This window comes from Roseomonas sp. WA12 (assembly GCF_054165765.1).
This window is the reverse complement of record NZ_CM135108.1, coordinates 617,716-639,335: the sequence shown is the minus strand read 5'-3', so window position 1 is coordinate 639,335 and position 21,620 is coordinate 617,716. Positions and strand designations below refer to the sequence as shown.

The 21,620-nt window shown below is 70.7% G+C and carries 26 protein-coding genes and 1 tRNA gene; 18 read left to right on the top strand and 9 right to left on the bottom strand.

The window, feature by feature from the left end:
• Window positions 1-208 precede the first annotated feature (208 nt).
• From ACVBD7_RS03180 to ACVBD7_RS03170, 3 genes are read left to right on the top strand one after another with little or no spacing between them, the layout of a single operon-like run.
• Window positions 209-772 (top strand): HNH endonuclease, encoded by a 564-nt coding sequence (locus tag ACVBD7_RS03180; protein WP_458097624.1) that lies wholly within the window; start codon window positions 209-211, stop codon window positions 770-772.
• Window positions 773-787: 15 nt separating this feature from the next.
• Window positions 788-964 carry a hypothetical protein gene (locus tag ACVBD7_RS03175; RefSeq protein WP_458096067.1) on the top strand — a complete coding sequence of 59 codons (177 nt, stop codon included), beginning with the start codon at window positions 788-790 and terminating at the stop codon, window positions 962-964.
• Between the two features lie 43 nt (window positions 965-1,007).
• Window positions 1,008-1,715 (top strand): hypothetical protein, encoded by a 708-nt coding sequence (locus ACVBD7_RS03170; RefSeq protein WP_458096066.1) that lies wholly within the window; start codon window positions 1,008-1,010, stop codon window positions 1,713-1,715.
• A 340-nt stretch (window positions 1,716-2,055) separates the two neighbouring features.
• On the opposite strand, the gene ACVBD7_RS03165 is transcribed toward ACVBD7_RS03170, so the two are convergent.
• Complete coding sequence (locus tag ACVBD7_RS03165; RefSeq protein ID WP_458096065.1) at window positions 2,056-2,628, bottom strand: demethoxyubiquinone hydroxylase family protein; 573 nt, start codon at window positions 2,626-2,628, stop codon at window positions 2,056-2,058.
• On the bottom strand, window positions 2,625-3,116 hold the full coding sequence (locus ACVBD7_RS03160) for a disulfide bond formation protein B (protein WP_458096064.1): 492 nt from the start codon (window positions 3,114-3,116) through the stop codon (window positions 2,625-2,627). The genes ACVBD7_RS03165 and ACVBD7_RS03160 overlap by 4 nt, the downstream gene beginning before the upstream one ends.
• Window positions 3,117-3,329: 213 nt before the next feature.
• Between ACVBD7_RS03160 and ACVBD7_RS03155 the strand changes: the two genes are divergently transcribed.
• The 3 genes from ACVBD7_RS03155 to ACVBD7_RS03145 all read left to right on the top strand — a co-directional run bounded on the left by ACVBD7_RS03155 (window position 3,330) and on the right by ACVBD7_RS03145 (window position 4,794).
• Window positions 3,330-4,142 carry a DUF2189 domain-containing protein gene (locus tag ACVBD7_RS03155; protein ID WP_458096063.1) on the top strand — a complete coding sequence of 271 codons (813 nt, stop codon included), beginning with the start codon at window positions 3,330-3,332 and terminating at the stop codon, window positions 4,140-4,142.
• Between the two features lie 99 nt (window positions 4,143-4,241).
• A complete protein-coding gene (locus tag ACVBD7_RS03150) occupies window positions 4,242-4,643 on the top strand; it encodes a cupin domain-containing protein (RefSeq protein WP_458096062.1) in 402 nt (133 codons plus the stop codon).
• 65 nt (window positions 4,644-4,708) lie between these two features.
• Window positions 4,709-4,794, top strand: a tRNA-Leu gene (locus tag ACVBD7_RS03145).
• A gap of 82 nt (window positions 4,795-4,876) precedes the next feature.
• Here ACVBD7_RS03145 and ACVBD7_RS03140 read toward each other — a convergent pair.
• The gene (locus ACVBD7_RS03140) at window positions 4,877-5,146 is read right to left on the bottom strand and encodes a hypothetical protein (RefSeq protein ID WP_458096061.1); all 270 of its coding nucleotides are present in this window, start codon (window positions 5,144-5,146) and stop codon (window positions 4,877-4,879) included.
• Window positions 5,147-5,269: 123 nt separating this feature from the next.
• On the opposite strand from ACVBD7_RS03140, the gene osmF reads away from it, so the two are divergent.
• The 10 genes from osmF to ACVBD7_RS03090 all read left to right on the top strand — a co-directional run bounded on the left by osmF (window position 5,270) and on the right by ACVBD7_RS03090 (window position 14,263).
• Entirely contained in the window at window positions 5,270-6,208 is a 939-nt protein-coding gene (gene osmF, locus ACVBD7_RS03135) for a glycine betaine ABC transporter substrate-binding protein OsmF (protein WP_458096060.1), read from the top strand.
• Window positions 6,209-6,213: 5 nt separating this feature from the next.
• Window positions 6,214-7,353 carry an ABC transporter permease subunit gene (locus tag ACVBD7_RS03130; protein WP_458096059.1) on the top strand — a complete coding sequence of 380 codons (1,140 nt, stop codon included), beginning with the start codon at window positions 6,214-6,216 and terminating at the stop codon, window positions 7,351-7,353.
• A complete protein-coding gene (locus ACVBD7_RS03125; RefSeq protein WP_458096058.1) occupies window positions 7,350-8,282 on the top strand; it encodes an ATP-binding cassette domain-containing protein in 933 nt (310 codons plus the stop codon). The genes ACVBD7_RS03130 and ACVBD7_RS03125 overlap by 4 nt, the downstream gene beginning before the upstream one ends.
• The gene (locus tag ACVBD7_RS03120; RefSeq protein WP_458096057.1) at window positions 8,279-9,019 is read left to right on the top strand and encodes an ABC transporter permease; all 741 of its coding nucleotides are present in this window, start codon (window positions 8,279-8,281) and stop codon (window positions 9,017-9,019) included. Before ACVBD7_RS03125 ends, ACVBD7_RS03120 begins: the two co-directional genes overlap by 4 nt.
• Window positions 9,020-9,143: 124 nt before the next feature.
• Window positions 9,144-9,437, top strand: a complete 294-nt coding sequence (locus ACVBD7_RS03115) for an acyl carrier protein (RefSeq protein ID WP_458096056.1) — start codon at window positions 9,144-9,146, stop codon at window positions 9,435-9,437.
• 9 nt (window positions 9,438-9,446) lie between these two features.
• On the top strand, window positions 9,447-9,905 hold the full coding sequence (locus ACVBD7_RS03110) for a 3-hydroxyacyl-ACP dehydratase FabZ family protein (protein ID WP_458096055.1): 459 nt from the start codon (window positions 9,447-9,449) through the stop codon (window positions 9,903-9,905).
• On the top strand, window positions 9,902-11,056 hold the full coding sequence (locus ACVBD7_RS03105) for a beta-ketoacyl-ACP synthase (protein WP_458096054.1): 1,155 nt from the start codon (window positions 9,902-9,904) through the stop codon (window positions 11,054-11,056). Before ACVBD7_RS03110 ends, ACVBD7_RS03105 begins: the two co-directional genes overlap by 4 nt.
• 5 nt (window positions 11,057-11,061) lie before the next feature.
• Entirely contained in the window at window positions 11,062-12,312 is a 1,251-nt protein-coding gene (locus ACVBD7_RS03100; protein ID WP_458096053.1) for a beta-ketoacyl-ACP synthase, read from the top strand.
• A complete protein-coding gene (locus tag ACVBD7_RS03095; protein ID WP_458096052.1) occupies window positions 12,312-13,334 on the top strand; it encodes a zinc-binding dehydrogenase in 1,023 nt (340 codons plus the stop codon). The genes ACVBD7_RS03100 and ACVBD7_RS03095 overlap by 1 nt, the downstream gene beginning before the upstream one ends.
• Window positions 13,335-13,357: 23 nt before the next feature.
• Entirely contained in the window at window positions 13,358-14,263 is a 906-nt protein-coding gene (locus ACVBD7_RS03090) for a lipid A biosynthesis lauroyl acyltransferase (protein ID WP_458096051.1), read from the top strand.
• Window positions 14,264-14,275: 12 nt separating this feature from the next.
• On the opposite strand, the gene ACVBD7_RS03085 is transcribed toward ACVBD7_RS03090, so the two are convergent.
• The 3 genes from ACVBD7_RS03085 to ACVBD7_RS03075 all read right to left on the bottom strand — a co-directional run bounded on the left by ACVBD7_RS03085 (window position 14,276) and on the right by ACVBD7_RS03075 (window position 17,821).
• Complete coding sequence (locus tag ACVBD7_RS03085) at window positions 14,276-16,117, bottom strand: SLC13 family permease (protein WP_458096050.1); 1,842 nt, start codon at window positions 16,115-16,117, stop codon at window positions 14,276-14,278.
• A 147-nt stretch (window positions 16,118-16,264) separates the two neighbouring features.
• Complete coding sequence (gene mmsB, locus ACVBD7_RS03080; protein WP_458096049.1) at window positions 16,265-17,155, bottom strand: 3-hydroxyisobutyrate dehydrogenase; 891 nt, start codon at window positions 17,153-17,155, stop codon at window positions 16,265-16,267.
• Between the two features lie 57 nt (window positions 17,156-17,212).
• Window positions 17,213-17,821 carry an NAD(P)-dependent oxidoreductase gene (locus tag ACVBD7_RS03075; protein WP_458096048.1) on the bottom strand — a complete coding sequence of 203 codons (609 nt, stop codon included), beginning with the start codon at window positions 17,819-17,821 and terminating at the stop codon, window positions 17,213-17,215.
• A gap of 115 nt (window positions 17,822-17,936) precedes the next feature.
• On the opposite strand from ACVBD7_RS03075, the gene ACVBD7_RS03070 reads away from it, so the two are divergent.
• Window positions 17,937-18,308, top strand: a complete 372-nt coding sequence (locus ACVBD7_RS03070) for a winged helix-turn-helix transcriptional regulator (RefSeq protein ID WP_458096047.1) — start codon at window positions 17,937-17,939, stop codon at window positions 18,306-18,308.
• A gap of 31 nt (window positions 18,309-18,339) precedes the next feature.
• Here the strand turns inward: ACVBD7_RS03070 and ACVBD7_RS03065 are convergent, their stop codons facing one another.
• Window positions 18,340-18,813: an Lrp/AsnC family transcriptional regulator gene (locus ACVBD7_RS03065; protein WP_458096046.1), complete on the bottom strand. Its 474-nt coding sequence runs from the start codon at window positions 18,811-18,813 to the stop codon at window positions 18,340-18,342.
• 120 nt (window positions 18,814-18,933) lie between these two features.
• Here ACVBD7_RS03065 and phhA point away from each other — a divergent pair, with 120 nt between their 5' ends.
• Window positions 18,934-19,806 (top strand): phenylalanine 4-monooxygenase, encoded by an 873-nt coding sequence (gene phhA, locus ACVBD7_RS03060; RefSeq protein ID WP_458096045.1) that lies wholly within the window; start codon window positions 18,934-18,936, stop codon window positions 19,804-19,806.
• A 13-nt stretch (window positions 19,807-19,819) separates the two neighbouring features.
• On the opposite strand, the gene ACVBD7_RS03055 is transcribed toward phhA, so the two are convergent.
• Window positions 19,820-20,239, bottom strand: a complete 420-nt coding sequence (locus tag ACVBD7_RS03055) for a hypothetical protein (protein ID WP_458096044.1) — start codon at window positions 20,237-20,239, stop codon at window positions 19,820-19,822.
• Window positions 20,236-21,564, bottom strand: a complete 1,329-nt coding sequence (locus tag ACVBD7_RS03050; RefSeq protein ID WP_458097623.1) for a FliI/YscN family ATPase — start codon at window positions 21,562-21,564, stop codon at window positions 20,236-20,238. Before ACVBD7_RS03050 ends, ACVBD7_RS03055 begins: the two co-directional genes overlap by 4 nt.
• Window positions 21,565-21,620: the final 56 nt, after the last annotated feature.

Here is a 21,620-nt window from a genome sequence, read left to right as displayed (position 1 = left end):
GGGCCCTGCCATCCTCCCCGCGTTCAGGGCGGCGCCACACTATCTGGGGCCCGACCGCCCGGCCGCGCCCCAGTTCTGGTGGTGCCGCGCCTCCTGCAGGGAGAGGCGCGTGCCAGACGGATCCTATGGTGGTTCCACGACCGGTGGTGGCTCGAGTACCATCGGTGCGGGCGGGGGCGGCTTCGGTGACCTACCCGCCTTTGGGGCGATGGGGGGTCCCGGCGGCCGATCCTTTCCCGCCCTTGTGCTGAATGCGGACTTCCGCCCGCTTTCCTACTTCCCGCTCTCCATCTGGTCCTGGCAGGACGCGGTAAAGGCGGTCTTCCTCGACCGGGTCTCGGTGCTGAACGAGTACGAGACCGAGGTGCATTCCACGAGCCTGACCATGCGGCTCCCCAGCGTGATCGCGCTGAAGGAATACATCCCCGCCGCGCGCCGCCCGGCCTTCACCCGCTTTAACGTATTCCTGCGGGACCGCTTCTCCTGCCAGTACTGCGGCGCCGACCGGCCCGCCCCGGATCTCACCTTCGACCATGTCATCCCGCGCAGCCGCGGCGGACGCACGACATGGGAGAACGTTGTCGCCGCCTGCGGGCCCTGCAACCTGCGCAAAGGGTCGAAGCTGCCGCGCGAGATCGGAATGATGCCTCGCCAGGTGCCGCGCCAGCCGACGAGCTGGGAGCTGCAGGAGAACGGTCGCGCCTTCCCGCCCAACCACCTGCATGAAAGCTGGCGGGACTACCTATATTGGGATTCCGAGCTCGAAAGCTGAATTCCTTTGGATCGTATGCTGTTCTTCATGTGGCGCCTGTGGCGGAACCCGCCCTCGCGCAGGAAGCTGATCGTCATGCTCGTCGCTTTCGGCCTCTCCTTCGGTCTCGTGATTGTCGAGCGCACCGTGGGCTGGCCGGATTGGCTGAAGACCGAGCGCGCGCCGCGCCAGCGCCTGCCCTCCATCCACTGACCGCATCCCTGTCCGCCGCCACGGCCGCAGGGTAGAAGGGGCGATGCTCCGCCGGGCCATCCCGCTTCTCACCGCGCTTGTTCCGTTGCTGGCCGCTTGCGGCGGCCGCGCCACCCCGGACCTTGCCGCCGACATCGCCTTCGCACGGCTACCGGAGGAGGTTTCGGGCTTCCGCAAGTCGCGCCCGGAGCGGGGTGCGGGCAGCACCGTAATCGCACGCTACGTCCATCCCAACCGCTCGGCCGCCTCCGTCCACGCCCTCGAGCCCAGCCAGCGCCGCAACGCCGGCGAGGGCGGGGACGAGCCAGAGGTGGGCGCGGCCATGGAGGTCTTCGCCCGCGCCGCGGCGGTGGATGCTGCCAGCCGGCGGGAAAACGTGACCATCCGCCATTTCGTCGCCCGCGCCGCCGAGGCCGGCCCCTCCTCGCGCTGCCTGGACGTGCAACTGCGCGGCGAGGCGCCGCGCCGCCAGCTCGGCTGCGCCACTATGCTGGAACGGCGCGTTTTCGTCGTGATGCTTCTGGCGCCCGAATCCGCCGACCCCCGTCAGGGCCTGCGCGACCCGCTGCTGGCCGCGGCCATGCGGCTGATCGGCGCGCTTGCCGGCATCACGCCCGAGCCAGCCCCGCCCGAGTCGGCTGCGCCCGAGGAAGCGCTCCCGGCCCCGCCCGCCTCCGCACCCGCGCCGCCACGCCGCCCTGCCCCACCCCGCGCCCGCCCTACAATCATCGAACCCATGTGGCGGACCTAAAAAACCGGCCCTTTCCTCTCGCCCTGCAGGCCACTGCGGACGGGTGGGCTACGGCCCTAACTGCCGGGGCGGGTTCTCCACCAGCAACATTCCGTCCCGCACCATCGCCGCCATCATGGCCAGCACTGCGGGCCCGATTTGCGCGGCGTCCTCCTGGAACAGCGCGGCACCGGGGATGCCAGCGGTAGGTGAGCAAGCTGGTCTCGTCACGGACCAGCGGCTCTCAGAGGTCAGGGGGCTGGAAGAGCGCCGCCTGCGTCGCTTGGCCGGCGTGCTAGCGCGGCGTTGTCGCTCCCGCGTCAGTCCGCGTTCGCCTGCGCGCTCTGTCGCGCGGCTGGGATCAGACCCGCTCGCTTACCTTGATGGCCACCTTGCACCCGGCCTTGATAACGGCAGCGAGCAGCTTGTAGGCCGGCGCAAGCTCGGCCTCGTTCTCCAGCCCGATATCGCGATGCTCCAGCTCCTCCTGCCGGAACCGCTCGATCTCATCCCGCAGCGGCTGCTCGTCCACACCGAGCGTGTCGTACTGGGCCTGGTAGTGCTCGTCGATCGCCTCCTCCACCGCCACGGTGCAGGCCATGGCGCCGCGATGGCCGATCAGCGCGGTGGCCGCCCCCAGCGCGAAGCCGGCCACGTGCCAGATCGGCAGCAGCGCGGTAGGCCGCACGCGGCGTTCGGCGATCAGCCGGGTGAAGGTATCGAGATGGCCCTGCTCCTGCTCCTTCATGTGCTGAAGGATGGGGCCGTATTTCGTGCGGCCGAGCACGGCCAGCTGCCCCTCATAGATGCGCTTGGCCCCGTATTCCCCGGCATGGTCCACTCGGATGGTGCGCGCCACGTAATCGCGCGGGGTCGGGTCCCCCGGCAGGCGGTCCTGCAAGGTGGTGCGCCCCTGGTTGGCCGCGTCGCTCATGGGTTGGCTCCTGAAGTGGCCCCTCTGCGAGACCAGTTAAGCGCCAGCCCGCCCAGCACAAGCGCATAGGCGAGGTTCATCGCGGCCATGGAGACGGGAAGGCCCGGAATCAGGAAGGCCGGTGCATCGCAGGGCTTGTCCGGCCGCGGCGCCAGGCTGCGCATCAGATCGTCCACGCTGGCCGCCGCCCCGGCACTCGGCGCGGCGCAGGAGGCGAGCGGGCTCGGCCACCAGCCCTGTTCCACGCCGACATGCAGCCCGGCGATCGCCCCGGAGACCAGCACCGCCACGCCCGCCAGCGCCAGGAGCGCGCGGGAGCGCAGCCCCGCCGCCAGTACGGCCAGCACCACCGCCACCCAGTAGGGCCAGCGCTGCCACAGGCAGAGGGCACAGGGCGCCATGCGCAGGAGGGTTTCGGAGGCCAGGGCCGCGAGAGGTGCGGCGGCGGCCAGCAGGGCCACGACCGTGGCTTTTCGGGGGAGCGTCATCGTGCGGCAAGCTGCCCCCACCCCCTGGCGGCCGCAAGCCCGGCCAACTGGCCTTGCCGGTTGTCCGCCCGCGCCCCAACTGCCATGAAGGACGACCCGGCTCCGTGCGGCGTTTGTCTCTGGCGTTTCCCCTAAGCAGCGGTCCCCCGGGCCTTCCGCACTGCGCTCGAAACGCAGCCGCCGCATCAAGCGGCCGGCCCGGGAGAACACGTCATGGCAACGACCCGAGTTTACGCCAATGCGGACCGCCTGCCCGACCGGCCGGCCCTGGCCGCGGAACCGGCCTTGCGCCGGATCGGCACCGGCGATGTCTGGGCCGCCCTGCGCGAGGGCTGGGAGGATTTCCTCGCCCACCCCACGCAGCTGGTCTTCCTGGCGATCATCTATCCCGTCATCGGTCTCGTGGCCGCGCAGGCCGCGGCGAATGATGCGCTGATGCCGCTGATGTGGCCGCTGATCTCCGGCTTCGCCCTGGTGGGGCCGATTGCCGCGCTGGGTATCTACGAGCTGAGCCGCCGGCGGGAGCAGAACCTGCCGACCCGCTGGACAGACGCCTTCGGTGTGCTGCGCTCATCCAATCTCGGGGCCATCATCCTGCTGGGCATCATGCTGCTCGCGATCTTCGTCGCCTGGCTCTTCACCGCGCAGGCCATCTACGATTCCATCTTCCAGGGCGCGCGCCCGGCCTCTGTGCAGGACTTCGCGCAGCAGCTTTTCCGGACCGAGCAGGGGCACCGGCTGATCTGGGTTGGCAACGCCGTCGGTCTCCTTTTCGCCATCCCCGTGCTGGCCCTGTCGGTGCTGTCCTTCCCCCTTTTGCTGGACCGCCCGGTGGGGCCTGTGGTGGCGCTGCGCACCTCCGTGCGGGCGGTGGCGATGAATCCCGTGCCGATGGGGCTCTGGGGCCTGATCGTGGCGGCGCTGCTGTTCCTGGGAAGCCTGCCGCTCTTCGTGGGGCTCGCGGTGGTGCTGCCGCTGTTGGGCCACGGCACCTGGCGGCTGTACCGGAAGGCCGTGGCCGACTGACGCATTCCCCGGGCATGATGCGGCCGCGCGGCCCATCATGCCGCACGGCGCGGCAGCCCGAAGGGGCACCGCGGAACAGCAGATGCCCGGGGAGGATCCATGCGCACCACCGTCAGCAAGGCCGCAGGCGCCACCTATGATCCGGGTCTCCGCGGCTTCTTCGCCTATCGAGACCTCGGCGCCCGCGAAGCAACCGGGGGAAGCCACGCGGCCCATATCATCCGCGCTGTGCCGGGAGAGGGCCCGAAGTCCGCCTGGCACACCCATGACCTCGGCTTCCAGCTCGTTCTCGTCCTGCGCGGCTGGGTGCGCTTCGAGTACGAGGATATCGGCGAGGTACTGCTGGAACCGGGCGACAGCGTGATCCAGCCTCCCGGCGTGCGGCATCGCGAGGTGGAGCATTCCGAGGACCTTGAGATGCTGGAGGTCACCTCCCCCGCCGCCTTCCACACCGCGGAGGTAGGCGCGCCCGGGACGGTGGCCCAACCAGCCGGAACCTAACCTGCAGCGAACCGGCGCGCAGTGGCTGGACGCGGGGGGCTTGACCATGGCATCTCAGGCGCTGCGCGGGTGTGGTGGAATGGTAGACGCGGCGGATTCAAAATCCGCTTCTGGTGACAGAGTGTCGGTTCGAGTCCGACCACCCGCACCAGTTCCGGCCCTAATACCTGTCGCCCCCAACCGCTGAACAAACCCCATCGCGGCAGGCGACTTCATTCGCTGGAAGCCTCTGGTCAGTTGATCAGTTCGAGCTTCGTCTTCAGCTCCGCTAGCCCACTCGTCAGGAAACGTTCTATCGATTTGCCCGCGCCTGCCAGGCGGCGGCGGTTCGTCGCGTAGGGCGAACCCTTCAGCGCGAAGACGAAGCGATCGGGCGCCTCGTCATCCTCACTTCGCTGAAGATCAGCGCCCGGCTTGCGAATACCAACGCCTTCTTCTGCCCCAGGCCCCTTTGGATAGAAAACCTCGCGCCAGCGCTCGTTGATCCAGCCCCCGACGCCCACACGGATCGCCTGGCATGACCCGATCTCCCCTTTTCCGCGGTCGTGTTAACGTCCCGGCCAGCTGCTTGCCCGCCCCGCCCGGCGAACCAATTCTAGCCTGCGAACCCCGATGAGGCGCCGAAGATGACCGCATGCCCGACGCGCCGCGCCCTCCTCGGCCTCCTCCCCACCCTTGCGCTTCCGGCTGCCGGCGCCCGGGCCCAGGCGCCATCGCAGGGTCGCCCTGTCACCATCGCCTCCAAGCTCGACACCGAGGGCGCGTTGATCGGCCAGCTGATCATCCAGGTGCTGGAGGCGCGCCGGGTCCCGGTTCGCGCCCGGCTGCAACTCGGCCCCACCCGCATCCTCCGCCAGGCCATCCTCGCCGGGGAAGTCGATCTCTATCCGGAGTACACGGGCAACGGCGCCTTCTTCTTCCAGCAGGAGGATGACCAGGCCTGGCACGCGCATGAGCCGGCCTATGAGCGGGTGCGGGGCCTGGATGCCGAGCGGAACGACCTCGTCTGGCTGCGCCCGGCGCCGGCTAACAACAGCTGGGCCATCGCGGTGCGCGAGGACATGGCCGAGCGCTCACGCCTCCGCACGATGGAGGACCTGGCCCGGCACCTTCAGCAGGGGAGCGACTTCAAGCTCGCCGCCTCCGCCGAATTCGTGGAAAGCCCGGCCGCCCTCCCCTCCTTCCAGCGCACCTACGGCTTCGCGCTCACGCCCCAGCAACTTCTCGTCCTGCCCGGCGGCGACACGGCGGTGACGATGCGGGCCGCGGGGGAGCGGCTGAACGGAGTGAATGCTGCCATGGTCTACGGCACCGACGGCGCCATCTCCGCCCTGTCGCTGCGCGTGCTGGAGGACACCAAGGGCGCGCAGATCGTCTACGCCCCGGCGCCGCTGGTGCGCGGCGAGGTCGCGCGCCGCCTGCCGGAGCTTCAGGCCTGGCTCGCCCCGGTCTTCGAGAGCCTCACCCTCACCCGGTTGCAGGCGCTGAACGCCCGTATCGTGGTGGAGGGCCGTCCCGTGCGCGACGTGGCGCGGGATCACCTGCGGAGCCTCGGCCTGGGCTGACCGCCTTGCCCCGTCCTGCCAATTCGTTGGTGCTCGTGCCGCTCGCGCTGGCAGCGGCCCTCGCCCCTGCCCTGCTCGGCTGGATCGCGGTGGCCCCCAACCGCCTGCTCTCCCCGCGCGTGGTGCCGCTGCCGGAAACAGGCCCGGCCACCCTGGCCTGGGCCGGATACCACGCCGCGCTGCTCGCCCTGCTTCTCACCGTTTGGCGCCCGCGCCGCCCCTGGCTGGCCGAGGCCGCAGCAGTCGGCGCCGTCCTCGCCCTGCTGGCCACCATCGGCCTGGGCGCTGCGGGCGCACTGCCGGAAGGGGGTTTCGCCCGCGCCGCCCCCGCCGCCGGCGCATGGACCGCCTTTACCCTCCTCGCACTCGCCATGGCCGCCGCGGCCGCGTTGCGCCGGGGCAGCCCGGCCATCCCGATTCTGGTCACCATCGCCGGCGCCACACTTCTCGGTGCCGCCGGCCTGCTCGCCCCGCTCTCCCTGCTGCGCGAGGCCGCCGGGCGCGGGCCTGAGCTGGTCGAAGCCCTGGCCGGGCACCTTGCCCTGTCGCTTTCCGCCCTCCTCCTCGCCCTCACGCTGGCGATCCCCCTCTCCGCCCTCTCGCTATCCCGCCCTCGGATGGAGGCCGCCTTTCTCGGCGCCGTATCGGGCGTGCAAGTCATCCCTTCCATCGCCCTGTTCGGCCTGCTCATCGCGCCGCTTGCAGCCCTGGCCTCCGCCTTCCCGGTTCTGCGCGAGGTCGGCCTGGGCGGCATCGGCCCGGCGCCGGCGGTACTCGGCATCGCGGCCTACCTTCTCCTGCCCCTTGCCCGCGGCCTCCTTACCGCCATCCGCGTGGCCCCGCCGGATCTGATTGAGGCCGCGCAGGGTCAGGGCCTCTCCCCCTGCCAGATCCTCTGGCAGCTTCGCCTGCCGATGGGCGCGGGCGTGGCGCTCGGCGCGCTACGGTTGGCGGCCGTGCAGGCAGTGGGGTTGGCAACGCTGGCGGCGCTGGTCGGGGGCGGCGGTCTCGGCGCCATCATCTTCCAGGGAACCGGCCAGCTCGCTGCGGATCTCATCCTGCTAGGCGTTCTGCCGGTCCTGGCCTTGTCGCTGGCGGCCGATGCCGGGATCGGCCTTCTCGCCCGGCTGGCGCCCGCGCCGTGATCGGCTTCCATGCCGTTACCCACCAGTACGGCGCCTTGGCGGCGCTGCGGGGCGTCACCTTCGATGTGCCGCCGGGCGCGCTCTGTGTGCTTTTGGGGGAGAGTGGGTCGGGCAAGTCCACCCTGCTGCGCACGGTGAACCGGCTGATCGCACCCTCGGGCGGGCGGGTGCTGCTGGGCGGGCAGGATGTGGCGGGGATGGACCCGCAGGTCCTCCGGCGCGGCATTGGATACGTCATCCAGTCCGTCGGGCTCTTTCCTCACCGGAGCGTGGCGGAGAACATCGCCACCGTTCCCCGGCTGCTGGGCTGGGACCCGCGCCGGATCGGGGCGCGGGTGGATACGCTGCTGGACTTGGTCGGGCTCGACCCCGCCACTTACCGCGACCGCCGCCCCGGCACCCTTTCCGGCGGCCAGGCGCAACGCGTCGGCCTAGCCCGGGCGCTTGCGGCCGATCCGCCCGTGCTGCTGATGGATGAGCCCTTCTCCGCCCTCGATCCCGGCACGCGGCGCGGGCTGCAAGCCGAGTTGCGGCGCATCCATGCGGGGTCGGGCAAGACCATCCTCCTCGTCACCCATGATGTGGAGGAAGCGCTGGCGCTCGCCGACCGGATCGCGGTGATGGAGGAGGGCCGCTTGGTTATCGAGGGTCTTCCGTTGGACGTGCTCGGCCCGCGTACCCCACCCATCATTCGCCGCATGGTCCGCACCGAAGCGCTGGCCTTCCACCGCCTCTCCGCCCTCCGGGCCGGGGATGTCGCCCTGCCCGGCCCTGCGCCCGGCGCCCCCGCCCTGCCAGCGGGTGCCACGCTGCGCGACGCCCTGCTTCTTATGCTCGCTTCAGGCACCGACCGCCTGGCGCTGGACGGCCCGGAGCCGCGCCACCTGACCTTTGCCGCCCTTCTTCCCGCCGCGAGCGCCGGAGGGTGAGGCGCGCTGCCTGGTTGGTGGCGGAGGCGCTGGCCTTCCTCGCTGCCCTGTTCGCCGCGCCGCGTGCGGAACCCCTCTGGCGCGCGCTGTTCCCCGAGATCTCCCGCCCGACCTATGCGGCAGAGTCCTGGTTCACCCTTCTCGCCTCCCATCTCGCCCTTGCCCTTGGCGCTGTGGTGCTGGCGGCCGCGCTGGGCATCCCGGCCGGCATCGTCGCCACAAGGTCCGGCGGGCGGAGCCTTCGCCCGGTGCTGGACGCGGCCTTCTCCCTTGCTCAGTCCCTGCCCCCTGTCGCGGCCATCGCGCTGGCCCTTCCGCTGCTCGGCTTCGGCGCGGCGCCTACCCTGCTCGCCCTCGTGCTTTACGCCGCCCTGCCAGTGCTCCGGGCCACCGTCTCGGGGCTGGAATCCGTGCCGTCCGGCGCGGTTGAGGCGGCGCGCGGGCTTGGCCTTTCCCCATGGCAGCGGCTTCGGGACGTGGAGCTGCCGCTCGCCCGTCCGGTCCTGCTGGCGGGGCTGCGAACGGCCGTCACCCTGGCCGTGGCCACCACCGCCGTCGGCGCAGTGGCCGGCGCCCGCTGCCTGGGCACCCCGATTGTTACCGGCCTTGCCAACGGCAACCCGGCCTGGGTTCTGCAGGGCGCGGTGTTCACCGCGTGGCTGGCCCTGCTGCTGGACCGGACGCTCGCCCTCCTCGCCGGCCCCGCCACCTCACGGACTGGAGAGGCGGGGGCCTGACCTCCCCTGGGCCACCCCTGGACTTCGCCCCCCATTCCGGTCCATCACCCGCGCCGATCACCCGAGACCCCGCCCCTGCCCGGCCCCGCGGCCGCGCCCGGCGTGCCTGACCAGGAGCCGCCCCATGGCTGCCGAGACCACCGCTACCTTCGATCGCGTGGCCGACATCATCGCCGAGAACAGCGAGGTCGCCCGCGACGCGATCCTGCCGGACAGCCATGTCACCGAGGATCTGGGCATCGACAGCCTCGACTTCCTCGACATCGTCTTCGCGATCGACAAGGCCTTCGGCATCAAGGTGCCGGTGGAGAAGTGGACGCAGGAAGTGAATGCCGGCGAGAAGCCTGCGGAGCACTACTTCGTCATGAAGAACCTCGCGGCCCGCATCGACGAGCTGGTCGCCGCCAAGCAGGGCTGAGGGGCGCCCATGCGCCTCGAATACTTCCAGATGATCGACCGGATCGTGTCGCTCGAGGGCGATGCGATCGTGGTGGAAAGCCGCGTGCCCGAGGCCTCCCCGGTCTTCGAAGGACACTTCCCCGGCCACCCCCTGGTGCCCGGCGTGCTGCTGGTCGAGACGATGGCCCAGGCCAGCGGCTGGCTCATCCTCGGCCGCAACGGCTTCGCGCAGATGCCCTTCCTGATGTCGGTGAAGGAAGCGAAGTTCCGCAACTTCGTCGGCCCGAACGCGCCGCTCGACGTCACCTCGAAGGTCACGCATGACGGCTCCGGCTACACCGTGACCGAGGCGCGGGTGACGAGCGAGGGCAAGCGCATCGCCGATGCCGAGATCCTGCTTCGCTCCATGCCCTTCCCCCATCCCGATCTGGAGGCCGCCATGCGCGCCAATGCCGTCCGGATCGGTCTGCCGGGGTTTGCGGCATGAACCGCAAGCCCGTCGTCATCACCGGCATTGGCCTGGTCACCGCGCTCGGCGAGGGTGCGGAGGCGCATTGGAATGCGCTCTCGGCCGGCGCTGCGCCCGTGGTGGATGACAGCACCTACGCCCCCTGGCCCGTGCACCCGCTGCCCGCGCTGACGCTCGACACGCAGATCCCCAAGAAGGGCGATCAGCGCCAGATGGAGCCCTGGCAGCGCCTGGGCACCTATGCCGCCGGGCTGGCCATCGACGACGCTGATGCGCGCGGCCTGGTGGAGGACATGCATCTCATCGTCGCCGCCGGAGGCGGCGAGCGCGACGTGCCGCTGGACGAGCAGGTGAATGCCGAGCTGGCCGAGACCAACGACGGCGCCCGGCTGAACGAGATGCTGGCGACCGGCCTGCGCCCCACGTTGTTCCTCGCCCAGCTCTCGAACCTGCTGGCGGGCAACATCTCTATCGTTCACGGCGTCACCGGCTCCTCGCGCACCTTCATGGGCGAGGAGAGCGCCGCGGCGGATGCGGTGCGGATCGCCCATGCCCGCCTCGCAGAAGGGCGCGGCGAGATTGCGCTCGTCGGCGGCGCCATGACGGCGCAGCGCTGGGACCTGCTGCTGCTGTATCGCGGGGGCGAGGGCCTGCATGAGGGGCCGCACAAGCCCCTCTCGGAACGCAAGGGCATGATCCTCGGCGGCATGGGTGGCTTCCTCGTGCTGGAGACCGAGGAGCACGCCCGCGCGCGCGGCGCCCGTATCCTCGCGCGGCTCGACGCAGTCGCGAGCATTGCCACCCGCCGCACCGTACCGGGCGATGCCACGGCCGCCGCCAAGAGCTTGCTCGACCAGGTCGCGCCCGAAGGCGTGGACGCGGTGATGTCAGGCGCCACGGGCGTGCCCGGCATCTGGGACGAGGAACAGGCCTTCCTGCGCGACCTCAACGCCCCCGTGCGCCGCCCGGCCAACCTGATCGGCCACGGGGTGGAGGGCGCCTTCCCCGCCCATGTGGCTCTCGCCGCCCTCGCCCTCTCCCGCGGCGCCCTGCCGGCCCCGATGGACCCCGCCGATGCCGGCGATGCGACCGAGCCCCGGCGCATCCTCGTCACCGGCTTCGGCCAGTGGCGCGGCGAAGCGCTCGCCCTGCTTTCCCGCGCGGAGTGATTGCCATGCGCGACCATCTCGGCCGCCCCCTCGTTGCCGTCACCGGGATCGGCGCCGTCACCTCGCTCGGCTTCGGCGTGCAGGACAACTGGGCGCGTCTGCTGGCCGGGCAGTCCGGCATCCGCCGCATCACCCGCTTCCCGACCGACCACCTGAAGACCACCATCGCCGGCACCGTTGACCTCCCGAATGACGAGGGCCTTACCAGCCCTGTCCGGGTTGAGCGCATGGCCGGCATGGCGATCGAGGAGGCGCTGAGCGAGGCCGCTCTTGGCAGCCCTGGCAGCTTCCCCGGCCCGCTCTTTCTGGGCATGCCGCCCGTCGAGGTGGAGTGGCCGACGCGCTTCGACCTCGCCCGCCGCGCGGCGGACCCCTCCTATGCTGCGATGACGAAGCAGGCCGCGGGGCGGGGCGACGTGTACGAGACCTTCCTCTATGGCGGCGTGGGTGAGCGCCTGGCCGCGCGCTTCGGCACGCGCGGCGCCCCCATCTCCGTCACCACGGCCTGCGCGACAGGCGCGACCGCCATCCAGCTCGGCGTCGAGGCGATCCAGCGCGGCGAGTGCGATGCCTGCATCGCACTGGGCGCTGATAGCACCGTGCAGCCGGAAGCGCTGATCCGCTTCTCGCTTCTCTCCGCGTTGTCTACCCGCAACGACGACCCCACCAAGGCCTCCCGCCCCTTCGAGAAGAACCGCGCGGGCTTCGTGATGTCCGAAGGCGCCGGCGCGCTGGTGCTGGAGAGCTACGAGGCGGCAAAGACGCGCGGCGCCACCATCATGGGCCTCGTCTCCGGCGCCGGCGAGCGCGCGGACAACTTCCACCGCACCCGCTCCAACCCCGATGGCCGAGCGATCGTCGGCGCGATGCGGAACGCACTGGCCGATGCGGGCCTGGAGCCCGGCGACATCTCCTACGTCAACGGCCACGGCACGGGCACGCCGGAGAACGACAAGATGGAGAATTTCGGCATGCGCGCCGTCTTCGGCGAGAGCGCGCCGCCGATCTCCTCCAACAAGAGCATGATCGGTCACACCCTCTCCGCGGCCGGGGCGCTGGAGGCCGTGTTCTCCCTGCTCACCATCCGCGACGGGCGCCTGCCGCCCACCATCAATCACGACGAGCCCGATCCGAGCATCACGCTCGACGTCGTGCCGAATGTCGCGCGCGATGCCCGGGTGCGCCACGTTCTCTCCAACTCCTTCGGCTTCGGCGGCCAGAATGTCTGCCTGGTCCTGTCCGGAGAACCGGCCTGATGCGCGCCCTTCGCCTCCATGGTGACCGTGACCTGCGGCTGGAGGACCTCCCCAAGCCGCCGCCGCCCTCACCCGGTGAGGTGCAGCTACGGATGCACGGCGTCGCGCTGAACCACATCGATGTCTGGGGCTGGCGCGGCATGGCCTTCACCCAACGCAAGCTGCCCATCTGTGTCGGCGCGGAAGCAGTGGGCGAGATCGTCGCGCTGGGCGAGGGCGTACAGGGTTGGAAGGTCGGCGACCGCGTTGCCCCCTATGGCGCGCAGACCTGCGGCCATTGCCGCGCCTGCGTCGAGGGCCGCGACAACCTCTGCGAGAACGTCTCGGGCGTGATGGGCTTCCACCTGGACGGCTTCGCGCAGGAGTTGGTGAACCAGAAGGCGCGCCTGCTGGTGCGCGTGCCCGATGGTGTGACGAGCAACGACGCCGCCTGCGCCGCCATCACCTTCTCCACTGTCGAGCATATGCTCTTCGATAACGCGCGCCTGCAGCCGGGCGAGACCATCCTCATCCATGCCGCGGGTTCCGGCATCGGCACGGTCGCCATCAAGGAGGCCAAGGCGCTGGGCTGCACCATCATCGCCACCGCCGGCGACGACGAGAAGTGCGCCAAGGCCCTCGCGCTCGGCGCCGACCACGCCGTCAACTACAACGAGAAGAACTTCGCCTCCATCGCCCGCCGGCTGACGAACAAGGTGGGCGTGGACGTGGTGTTCGAGCATGTGGGCGCCAGCACCTGGTCCGGCTCGTTGCTCGCTCTGCGGATGGGCGGGCGCCTTGTCACTTGCGGTTCCACCTCGGGCGTTTCGGCCGAGACGAATCTGATGATGATCTTCCAGCGCCAGCTCCGCATCTTCGGCAGCTTCGGTGCCTCGATGCGCAACGTCGCCGACGGCCTCGCCAAGATGGCCGGCGGCATGACGCCGGTGCTGGACCGCGTGATCCCGCTGGAGAACTTCGCCGAGGGGCTGGATCGGCTGGAAAGCCGCCGCGTCTTCGGCAAGATTGTGGTCACGCTCTAGCCATGGCTTCCGGCGGTTCAAAGGTGGGCCGCGCAAAGAAGGGCGGCGGCCCGGCCGAGGCGGCGCTCGCCGCACTCACCGCTGCCGGCTTCGCCATCCCGCGCGCCCTCGGCCCCGATCGCGGCCCGCGCTTCGGCGCGGCGCTGGCGCGGCGCCTGGGGCCCCTTACCTCCGCGCATCGCGTGGCCATGGCGAACATCGCGGCCAGCTTCCCGGAGGAAAGCCCGGCCTGGCACCGCGATATCGCGGACCAGGCCTGGGACAACCTAGGCCGCGTCGCCTTCGAGTACGGCCATATCGGCACGATCTGGGACCTTACCGAGGCCCGGGATCCGAAGGCGCGCATTCAGGTGGACGACGCAACCTTCGACCGCTTTGCGGCACTTCGCGAGAGCGGCGGCCCCGTGCTCGTCTTCGCCGCCCATCTGGCGAACTGGGAGCTACCGGCCGTCGCCGCAGCCAAGCACGGGTTGGACGCCGCCGTGCTCTATCGCACCCCCAACAGCCGCCCGATTGCCGACCACATCCTGCAACTCCGAAAGGGGATGATGGGCGAGCTGATCCCCGCCGGAATCACCGCGCCCACGAAGCTGGCCAAGGCGCTGCAGCGGGGCGCGGTGGTGGGCATGGTGGTGGACCAGCGCTTCGGCCGCGGCCCGACCGTGGACTTCCTCGGCCGCCCCGCCCAGGCCAACCCGCTTCTGGCCAACCTCGCGCGCCGGTTCGACTGCCCAGTGCGCGGCGCCCGCGCCATCCGCCTGCCCGGCGGCCGTTTCCAGCTCGAGCTGACCGACCCAATCCCTATGCCGCGCGACGCGGAAGGGCTGATCGACGTCGCGGCAGCGACCCAGGCCATCAACGACGTCATTGCCGGTTGGGTGCGCGAGCATCCCGGACAGTGGCTGTGGATGCACCGCCGCTGGCGTTGAATCCGGCGCCTCTCAATGCGGGGCGAGCGGCCAGAAGAAGGCGATGAGCGGCACCCCCGCCAGCACAACGAGGATCGAGAGCGGCAGTCCCAGCCGTGCGTAGTCCCCGAAGCGGTAGCCACCCGGCCCCATCACCAGCGTGTTGCACTGGTGCCCGATAGGAGTGAGGAAGTCGCTCGCCGCCCCCAGCGCGACCGCCATCAGGAATGGGTCCGGGTTCAGGCCCAGCTTGCCCGCCAGCGTCGCCGCGATCGGGCCCATCACCAGCACGGTCGCGGCGTTGTTCAGGAAGGGTGTCACCGCCATCGCGAGCAGCATCGTCACGGCCAGCGCGGCCATGGCTGGCAGCTCCTGCACCGCCCCGGTCAGCCATCCCGCCAGCAGGTCGGTCCCGCCGGTGTGCTGGATCGCGCCGCTCACCGGGATCAGCGCGGCGAGAAGCACCACCACCGGCCAATCCACCGCCTCATAGGCCTCACGCGTGGTCATCACGCGAAAGGCGAGCATCGCCACCACCGCGCCGAAGAAAGCGATGCCCACCGGCACCAGCCCAAGACCCACCAGCGCCATGGCCGCGGCCAGCACGCCCAAGGGAATCCAGGACCGCCGGCCCCGGCCCAGCGCCATGCCGCGCTCGGCCAGCGGCAGCACGCGAAGCTCGCCGAGATTATCCGGCATCGTCGCGGCCAGGCCGCGCAGCAGCACCACGTCGCCGCGCCGCAGCCGCAGCTGCGACAGGCTTTCCCGGATCTGCTGCTCGCCCTTTCGGCTCACCGCGAGGAGAGAGACGCCGTGGCGGCTCCGCAGCGTCATCGCGGCAGGGGTGCGCCCGACCAGCGGGCTCTCCGCGGTGACCACGCCCTCGACCACCTTCTGGTCATCCTCGTCCGTCTCCGGATCGTCCGGCACAGACCGGTCCTCGTCGAGCTCCAGCCCGGCGCGGGCGACGAGCCGCTCGAGATCCTCGGGCTCCCCGCGAAGGAGAACCGCCTCTCCAGCTTCCAACCGCCGCTCGGGCGCGGGCGGCGCAGTCAGATCGGTGATGGCCGGCAGCGCTCCGGAAGGCACCGCGGTGGCGTTCCCGCCCGCCTTGGCCGGCAGGATGCCGGAGACCCGCACCTCCCCTTCCGAGAGCGCCTCCAGCTCGGCCACGGTCATGCCAACGGCATCGCCCTCCTGCGGCAGCCGCGCCTCGATCGTGTACTGGCCGATCTGGAAGGCAGCCTCCATCGAGGAGGCGCCTCGCCGCCCGCCCGGCAGCAGCCGCCAGCCGACCGCCAGGAACAGCAGCGCCACGACGCAGATGCCGAGCCCGACCGGCGTGTAGTCGAACATGCGGAATGGCTGCCCCGTGAGCTCCCCCCGCACGCGGGACATGATGATGTTCGGCGCCGTGCCCACCAGCGTGACCACTCCGCCCACCATCGCCGCAAAGGCCATCGGCATCAGCATCGCCGCGGCCGGCGTGCCCGTGCGGCGCGCGAGCTGCAGCGCGACCGGCATCATGATCGCCAGCGCGCCCACATTCTTCGTCACCATCGCCAGCAGCATGGTGCAGGCGGCGAGGATGGGAACCTGCACCGCGGCCGTCCGCAGATGCGGCGTCACCGGCCGCATGATCGTCTCGACCGCACCGGACTTGGCCACGGCATGGCTGATGACCAGCGCCGCGGCGACGATCACCACCACGTCGTCCGCGAAGCCCTCGAAGGCCTTCCCGGCCGGCACCACCCCGATCAACACGCCCGCCAGAAGGGCCGCCAGCGCCACGGCGTCGTAGGCGAAGCGCCCCCAGAGGAAGAGGGCGATGGTCACGCCCATCAGCCCGAACGCCAGACCCTGATCAAGTGTCATGAACTCAGTGCGCGACGCCCGGCTCCGGACGCCCTCCTCCCCCGCCGCCCCGATCGGCTGCGACAGCGGCACAACCGGGCGGAGGGTGAGGGGTTTCGCGGTGTGAAGCGGGGTCGGCCGGCCCGCAGGGCCGACCCGCTGAAGAGGTCAGTCGCCGGCCGCGACCGGCAGCGCACGAAGCATCTGGATGATGCCGGAGAAGTCGGTTTCCGCGCCGCCTTCGTCCAGGAAACGCCGGTACAGCTCCAGTGCCCGCGCGCCCATGGGCGTGGCCGCGCCGGTGTCGGAGGCTGCCTGCTGCGCCAGGCCGAGGTCTTTCACCATCAGGCCCGCCGCGAAGCCCGGCCGGTAGTCCCGGTTGGCAGGACTCGCCGGCACCGGCCCGGGAACGGGGCAGTAGGTGGTCAGCGACCAGCACTGGCCCGAGGACTTGGAGGCCACCTCGAACAGCGCCTCATGCGAGAGGCCGAGTCGCTCGGCCAGCACGAAGGCCTCGCAGGTGCCGATCATGCTGACGGCGAGGAGCATGTTGTTGCAGGCCTTGGCGGCCTGACCAGCGCCGGCCGCGCCGCAATGAACCACGGTGCGTCCCATGGCGCGCAGGATCGGCTCCGCCCGCGCGAAGCCTTCCTCCGGCCCGCCCACCATGAAGGTCAGCGTTCCCGCCTCGGCGCCCATGACGCCGCCCGAGACCGGCGCGTCCAGGAAGATGCGGCCGGAAGCCTCGGCCACCCCGCGCGCGGTGGCGACATCAATGGTCGAGCAGTCCAGCAGCACCGCGTCGTCCGCGGCGGCCGCGACCAGCCCGCCCTCGCCCAGCCAAGCCTCCCGCACATGGCGGCCGGCCGGGAGCATGGTGATGACGAAGCCGGCCCCCGCTGCCGCATCGGCGGCGGACCCGGCGGCGCGCGCCTCCTCCACCCGTCCCATCGCCTCGGCCGAGAGGTCGAAAACGGCCACCTCATGCCCGGCCCGCACCAGGTTGCGCGCCATGGGCGCCCCCATGTTGCCAAGCCCCACGAAACCGATCCGGGCCACCGCATCCTCCATTCCCTGTTGCAGGGAAGGCTAGATCGCCGTCCGGACCGGGTCCATTCAGTAGCCGACGGTGAAGCGCTGGCGGATGTGCTTCGGGCTCTCCAACTCATCGGCGAGGGCGATCGCGTAGTCCTCGAAGGAGATCCGGCTCTCCCCCTTGGCATCGACCAGGAGCTGGTCGCCCCCGAGCCGGAAGTGGCCGGTGCGCTCGCCCGGCACGAAGAGTGCGGAGGGCGACAGGAAGGTCCAGTGCAGCCCGTCCTCCTGCCGCAGCCGGTCGAGGAAAGCGGCCCCGGCCAGGGCTTCCGTCTTGTAGACTGCAGGGAAGTCGGGCGCATCGACCAGGCGCTGGCCCGGCGCCACCTCCAGGCTACCCGCGCCGCCAACGACGATATACCGCCGCAGCCCGGCCCGCTTCACGGCGCCGATCAGCTTCTCCGGGTCGCTGGCGGCGAAATGGATGCTGCTGACCACGGCATCATGCCCGGTAAGCAGGTTGGCGAGCGCATCAGGTTCGCCCGCATCCCCCGCCACCGCCGTGATACCGGCAGGAACCTCCCCGGCAGGGTTGCGGGAAATGGCGGTTACGGCATGTCCGCGCCGGGCCAGCTCCGTAAGGATGCGGGAGCCGGCGTTTCCGGTAGCGCCGATCAGGGCAATTTTCATCTTGGTCTCCGTCCGTAGGTTTCCGATGGAAACCAGGTATCAACCCGGGCCTCTGGTGGTAAGAAGGCACTTTGCAGTGCCCTGGTCACCTGCAGGAAACCGGCGAGGACCGTGAATGCAGCCCAACACTTATGACCAGGCCTGCCCCACGCGCCTGGTGCTGGACCGCATCGCCGACAAATGGACGGTGCTGATCCTCGGCCTGCTCGCTGAACAGCCACGGCGCTTCAACCAGCTTCGTCGGGCGGTGGACGGGTTGTCGCAGAAGGTCCTCTCCCAGACCCTGCGCCGGCTGGAGCGCGACGGGCTGATCACACGCACGGCCTTCGCCACCGTGCCCGTGACAGTCGAGTACGCGCTCACCCCGCTCGGCCGCACCCTCGCAGCGACGGTGGATGCCCTTCGCCTCTGGGCCGAGGCGCATATCGGGGCGGTGCTTAAGGCGCAGAGCGTCTATGACGCGCGTGAGGAAGCAAAGGCCGCCTAGCCGCCCGTCCGCACCGGAGCTGGTGCCGAGGTCAGACGGGCACCTCGCCGGGCGGCTTCAGCGCGCTGAGCACGAAGGAGGATTTCGTCTCCTTCACCCCGGGCATGCGCAGCAGCGCCTTCATGGCAAAGTCGGCATAAGCCTCAAAATCCGCGGCCAGCACATGCAGCAGGTAATCCATCTCCCCGCTCATCGCATAAGCCGCCAGCACCTCAGGCCGGGCGGAGAGCGCCTTCTGGAACCCGGCCACCACCTCCTCCGCATGGCTCGACAGGGCGACGAGCACGAAGGCCTGCAACGGCAGCCCCACCCGCGCCGGATCCAGCACGGCGGCATAGCGCGCCACCACCCCGGACTCCTCCAGCCGGCGCAGGCGCCGCTGGCAGGGGGTGGGTGAAAGCCCGACCTGCTCGGCCAGGGCCACTACGGGCAGGCGGCCATCCCGTTGCAGCGCGCGCAGGATGCGCCGATCGGCCGCATCGAGAACCGGAGCGTCTTTCACCATGGGAGGGCCCTGCGTGAGTGATTTGCCGTCGATCCTAGCCCGAAAGCGGCAAAGAACAGCCAAATACCACCGGGCGGGCAGGGATAGCCTGTTCGCAACGACAAGATGTGGAGACGACCCGTGGAAGGCAGCATTCAGCCCGGCGGCATCATCGGCACCGCCACCCTGCCCACCGGCCTGCGCGGCGACTACGACCGCGCCCTCGCCGACGGCACCCTGCCCAAGGCGGTTCTGGCGCCGCGCTCGGAGGCCGACCACGAAACCTGGCGCACCCTCGTCGTCCGCCAGCGCGCCATCTATCCCGGCCGTGCCGCCGCCGCCTGGCTGGACGGGCTGGACCGGCTGGGCTGCGACACCGCCATCCCCACGCTTGAGGAGGCTTCGGCCATCCTGCACGCCGCGACCGGCTGGCGCCTCGTCCCCTGCCCCGGCCTTCTGCCCGACGCGCAGTTCTTCGCCCTGCTCGCGCGGCGCCAGTTCCCCGTCACGCACTGGATCCGCAAGCCGGAGGAGCTCGACTACATCGTCGAGCCCGACATCTTCCACGACTTTCTCGGCCATGTTCCGCTGCTGACCCAGCCCGATTACGCCGACTTCCTGGAGGCCTATGGCCATCTCGGCCTGCGTGCCGAGAAGCGCGGTCAGCTCGCCCCGCTCGCGCGCTTCTACTGGTTCATGGTCGAGTTCGGCCTGATCGCCGAGAGCGGCGGCCAGGGCGGGCTGCGCGCCTATGGCGCCGGTATCCTCTCCTCCCGGACGGAGACACTGCATGCCCTCTCGGCCGCGCCGCGCCGCTTGCGCTTCGACCTCGCCCGTGTCCTCCGCAGCACCTACCGGATCGACGACGTGCAGCCCGTCTATTTCGTCATTCGCAGATATGCCGAGCTCTACGAGGCGATAGGCAAGGCCCCCGACCTGCTGGATGCCGCGATGGCCGCCGATCCCATCCCGCCCGGCGGCAGCACGCCCGGGGACGAGGCTTGGCCGGACTGACCACGGCGGAGCACTACCGTTCCGTCCTGCCCTTGCGTCGAGCACCGCGCGCGCCTGCTTCGTCCAGCGCGCGCTGCTCGGCGCGCTGGAGCAGGCGGCGGGCCTCCTCCTCCCGCAACTCCGCCAGCCGCTCGACCGAGCGCTCCGCTGCTCGCGCATCCGCCAGCGCGGCCGTCGCCTCAGCCAGTCGCCCCTCCGCCACTCGCAGCGCACCGCCCGCAGCCTCGCGCAGAGCCAGACCGCGGGGCAGCCAAGCCGCATACTCCGCCCCGGCATGCCGCGCCTCGTCACGCAGCGCCTGCGCCGTGCTGCGCTCCCGCTCCTCGGCGGTGGCGTACGCCGTTGCCTCCTCGGCCAGGCTGCGGCGTGCCTCCATCACCGCGATCCCGCGCAGCCGCGCGAGCACTGCCAGCGCGTCCCGGCCGCGCCTCATGCGGTGGGCGCCATCACCGCCGCCAGCGCCGCGAAGGCACCCTCAACGGTGCCGGGCTCGTCCTTGCCCTGGCGCAGCACATCCTCGATCAACGGCGCCAGCCGCACCGCTTCGTCCACGGCCGGATCGCTGCCGGCGCGATAGGCGCCCAGCCGGACCATGTCCGCCATGTCCCGGTGCACCGAGAGGATCTTCCGCGCCCGGCCTAGGATCGCCCGCTCCGGCGGTTCCAGGCAGCCCGGCACGGTGCGCGACAGGCTTCGGAGCACATCCACGGCTGGGTAGCGCCCCCCCTCGCCGATGCGGCGGTCCAGCACGACATGCCCGTCCAGAATGCCGCGCACGGCGTCCGCCACCGGCTCGTCGTGGTCGTCGCCCTCCACCAGCACGGTGAAGAGGCCGGTGATGGAGCCCTCGCAGCCCTCCGGCCCCGGCCCCGCCCGCTCCAACAGCCGCGGCAGCTCCGCGAAGACGCTGGGCGGGAAGCCGCGGGTCGCCGGCGGCTCCCCGGCCGAGAGGCCGATCTCGCGCAGCGCCATGGCGAAGCGGGTCACGCTGTCCATCATCAGCAGCACGCGCCTGCCCTCGTCCCGGAAGTGCTCCGCGACTGTCATGGCCGCCAGGGCCGCGTCCCGACGCATCAGCGGCGCCGCGTCCGAGGTCGCGCAGACCACGACTGCCCTCGCCATGCCCGTCGGGCCCAGATCGTCCTCGATGAACTCGCGCAGCTCCCGTCCGCGCTCGCCAACCAGCCCGATCACGGCGACGTCGCAATCCGCATGGCGCGCAAGCATGGACATGAGGCTGGATTTGCCGACGCCCGAAGCCGCGAACAGGCCGAGGCGCTGACCGCGCCGGCAGGTGGCAAAGGCATCCATGGCTCGAACACCGAGATCGACCCGCGGCCCGAGGCGTGCGCGCGTACCGGCCTCAGGCGGCGCTGCACGCAGAGGCCGCGAGAGGGATCCGCGTGGCAGCGGGCCACGACCGTCCATGGGGCGGCCGGTAGGGTCTAGCACCCGTCCCAGCCAGGCCTGACAGGGCTGAAGCGAGAGAGGACCGCTATCCTCCACCCGTGCGCCCACACCGAGTCCCTCGAGTCCATAGCGGCCCACCGCGGTGGCCACACCATCACGCATCGCAATTATCTCCGCCTGTATCGTAGCGCGAGACTTTCCACGGACTTCTATACAATCTCCGATTGCAGGACTTGGGTGAAGCCCGACAACTTCCATCGACAGTCCGGTCACTGCTTGCACCCGCCCGGAGTGGTATAATCCATTGTCTTCGTTGGAATGTCTTCTCACTGCCTGCACGCGCTGCATGAAACCCTTTGGATCCTTAATCATTTTTTGATCCTCCGTCTCACATCTTAATACAT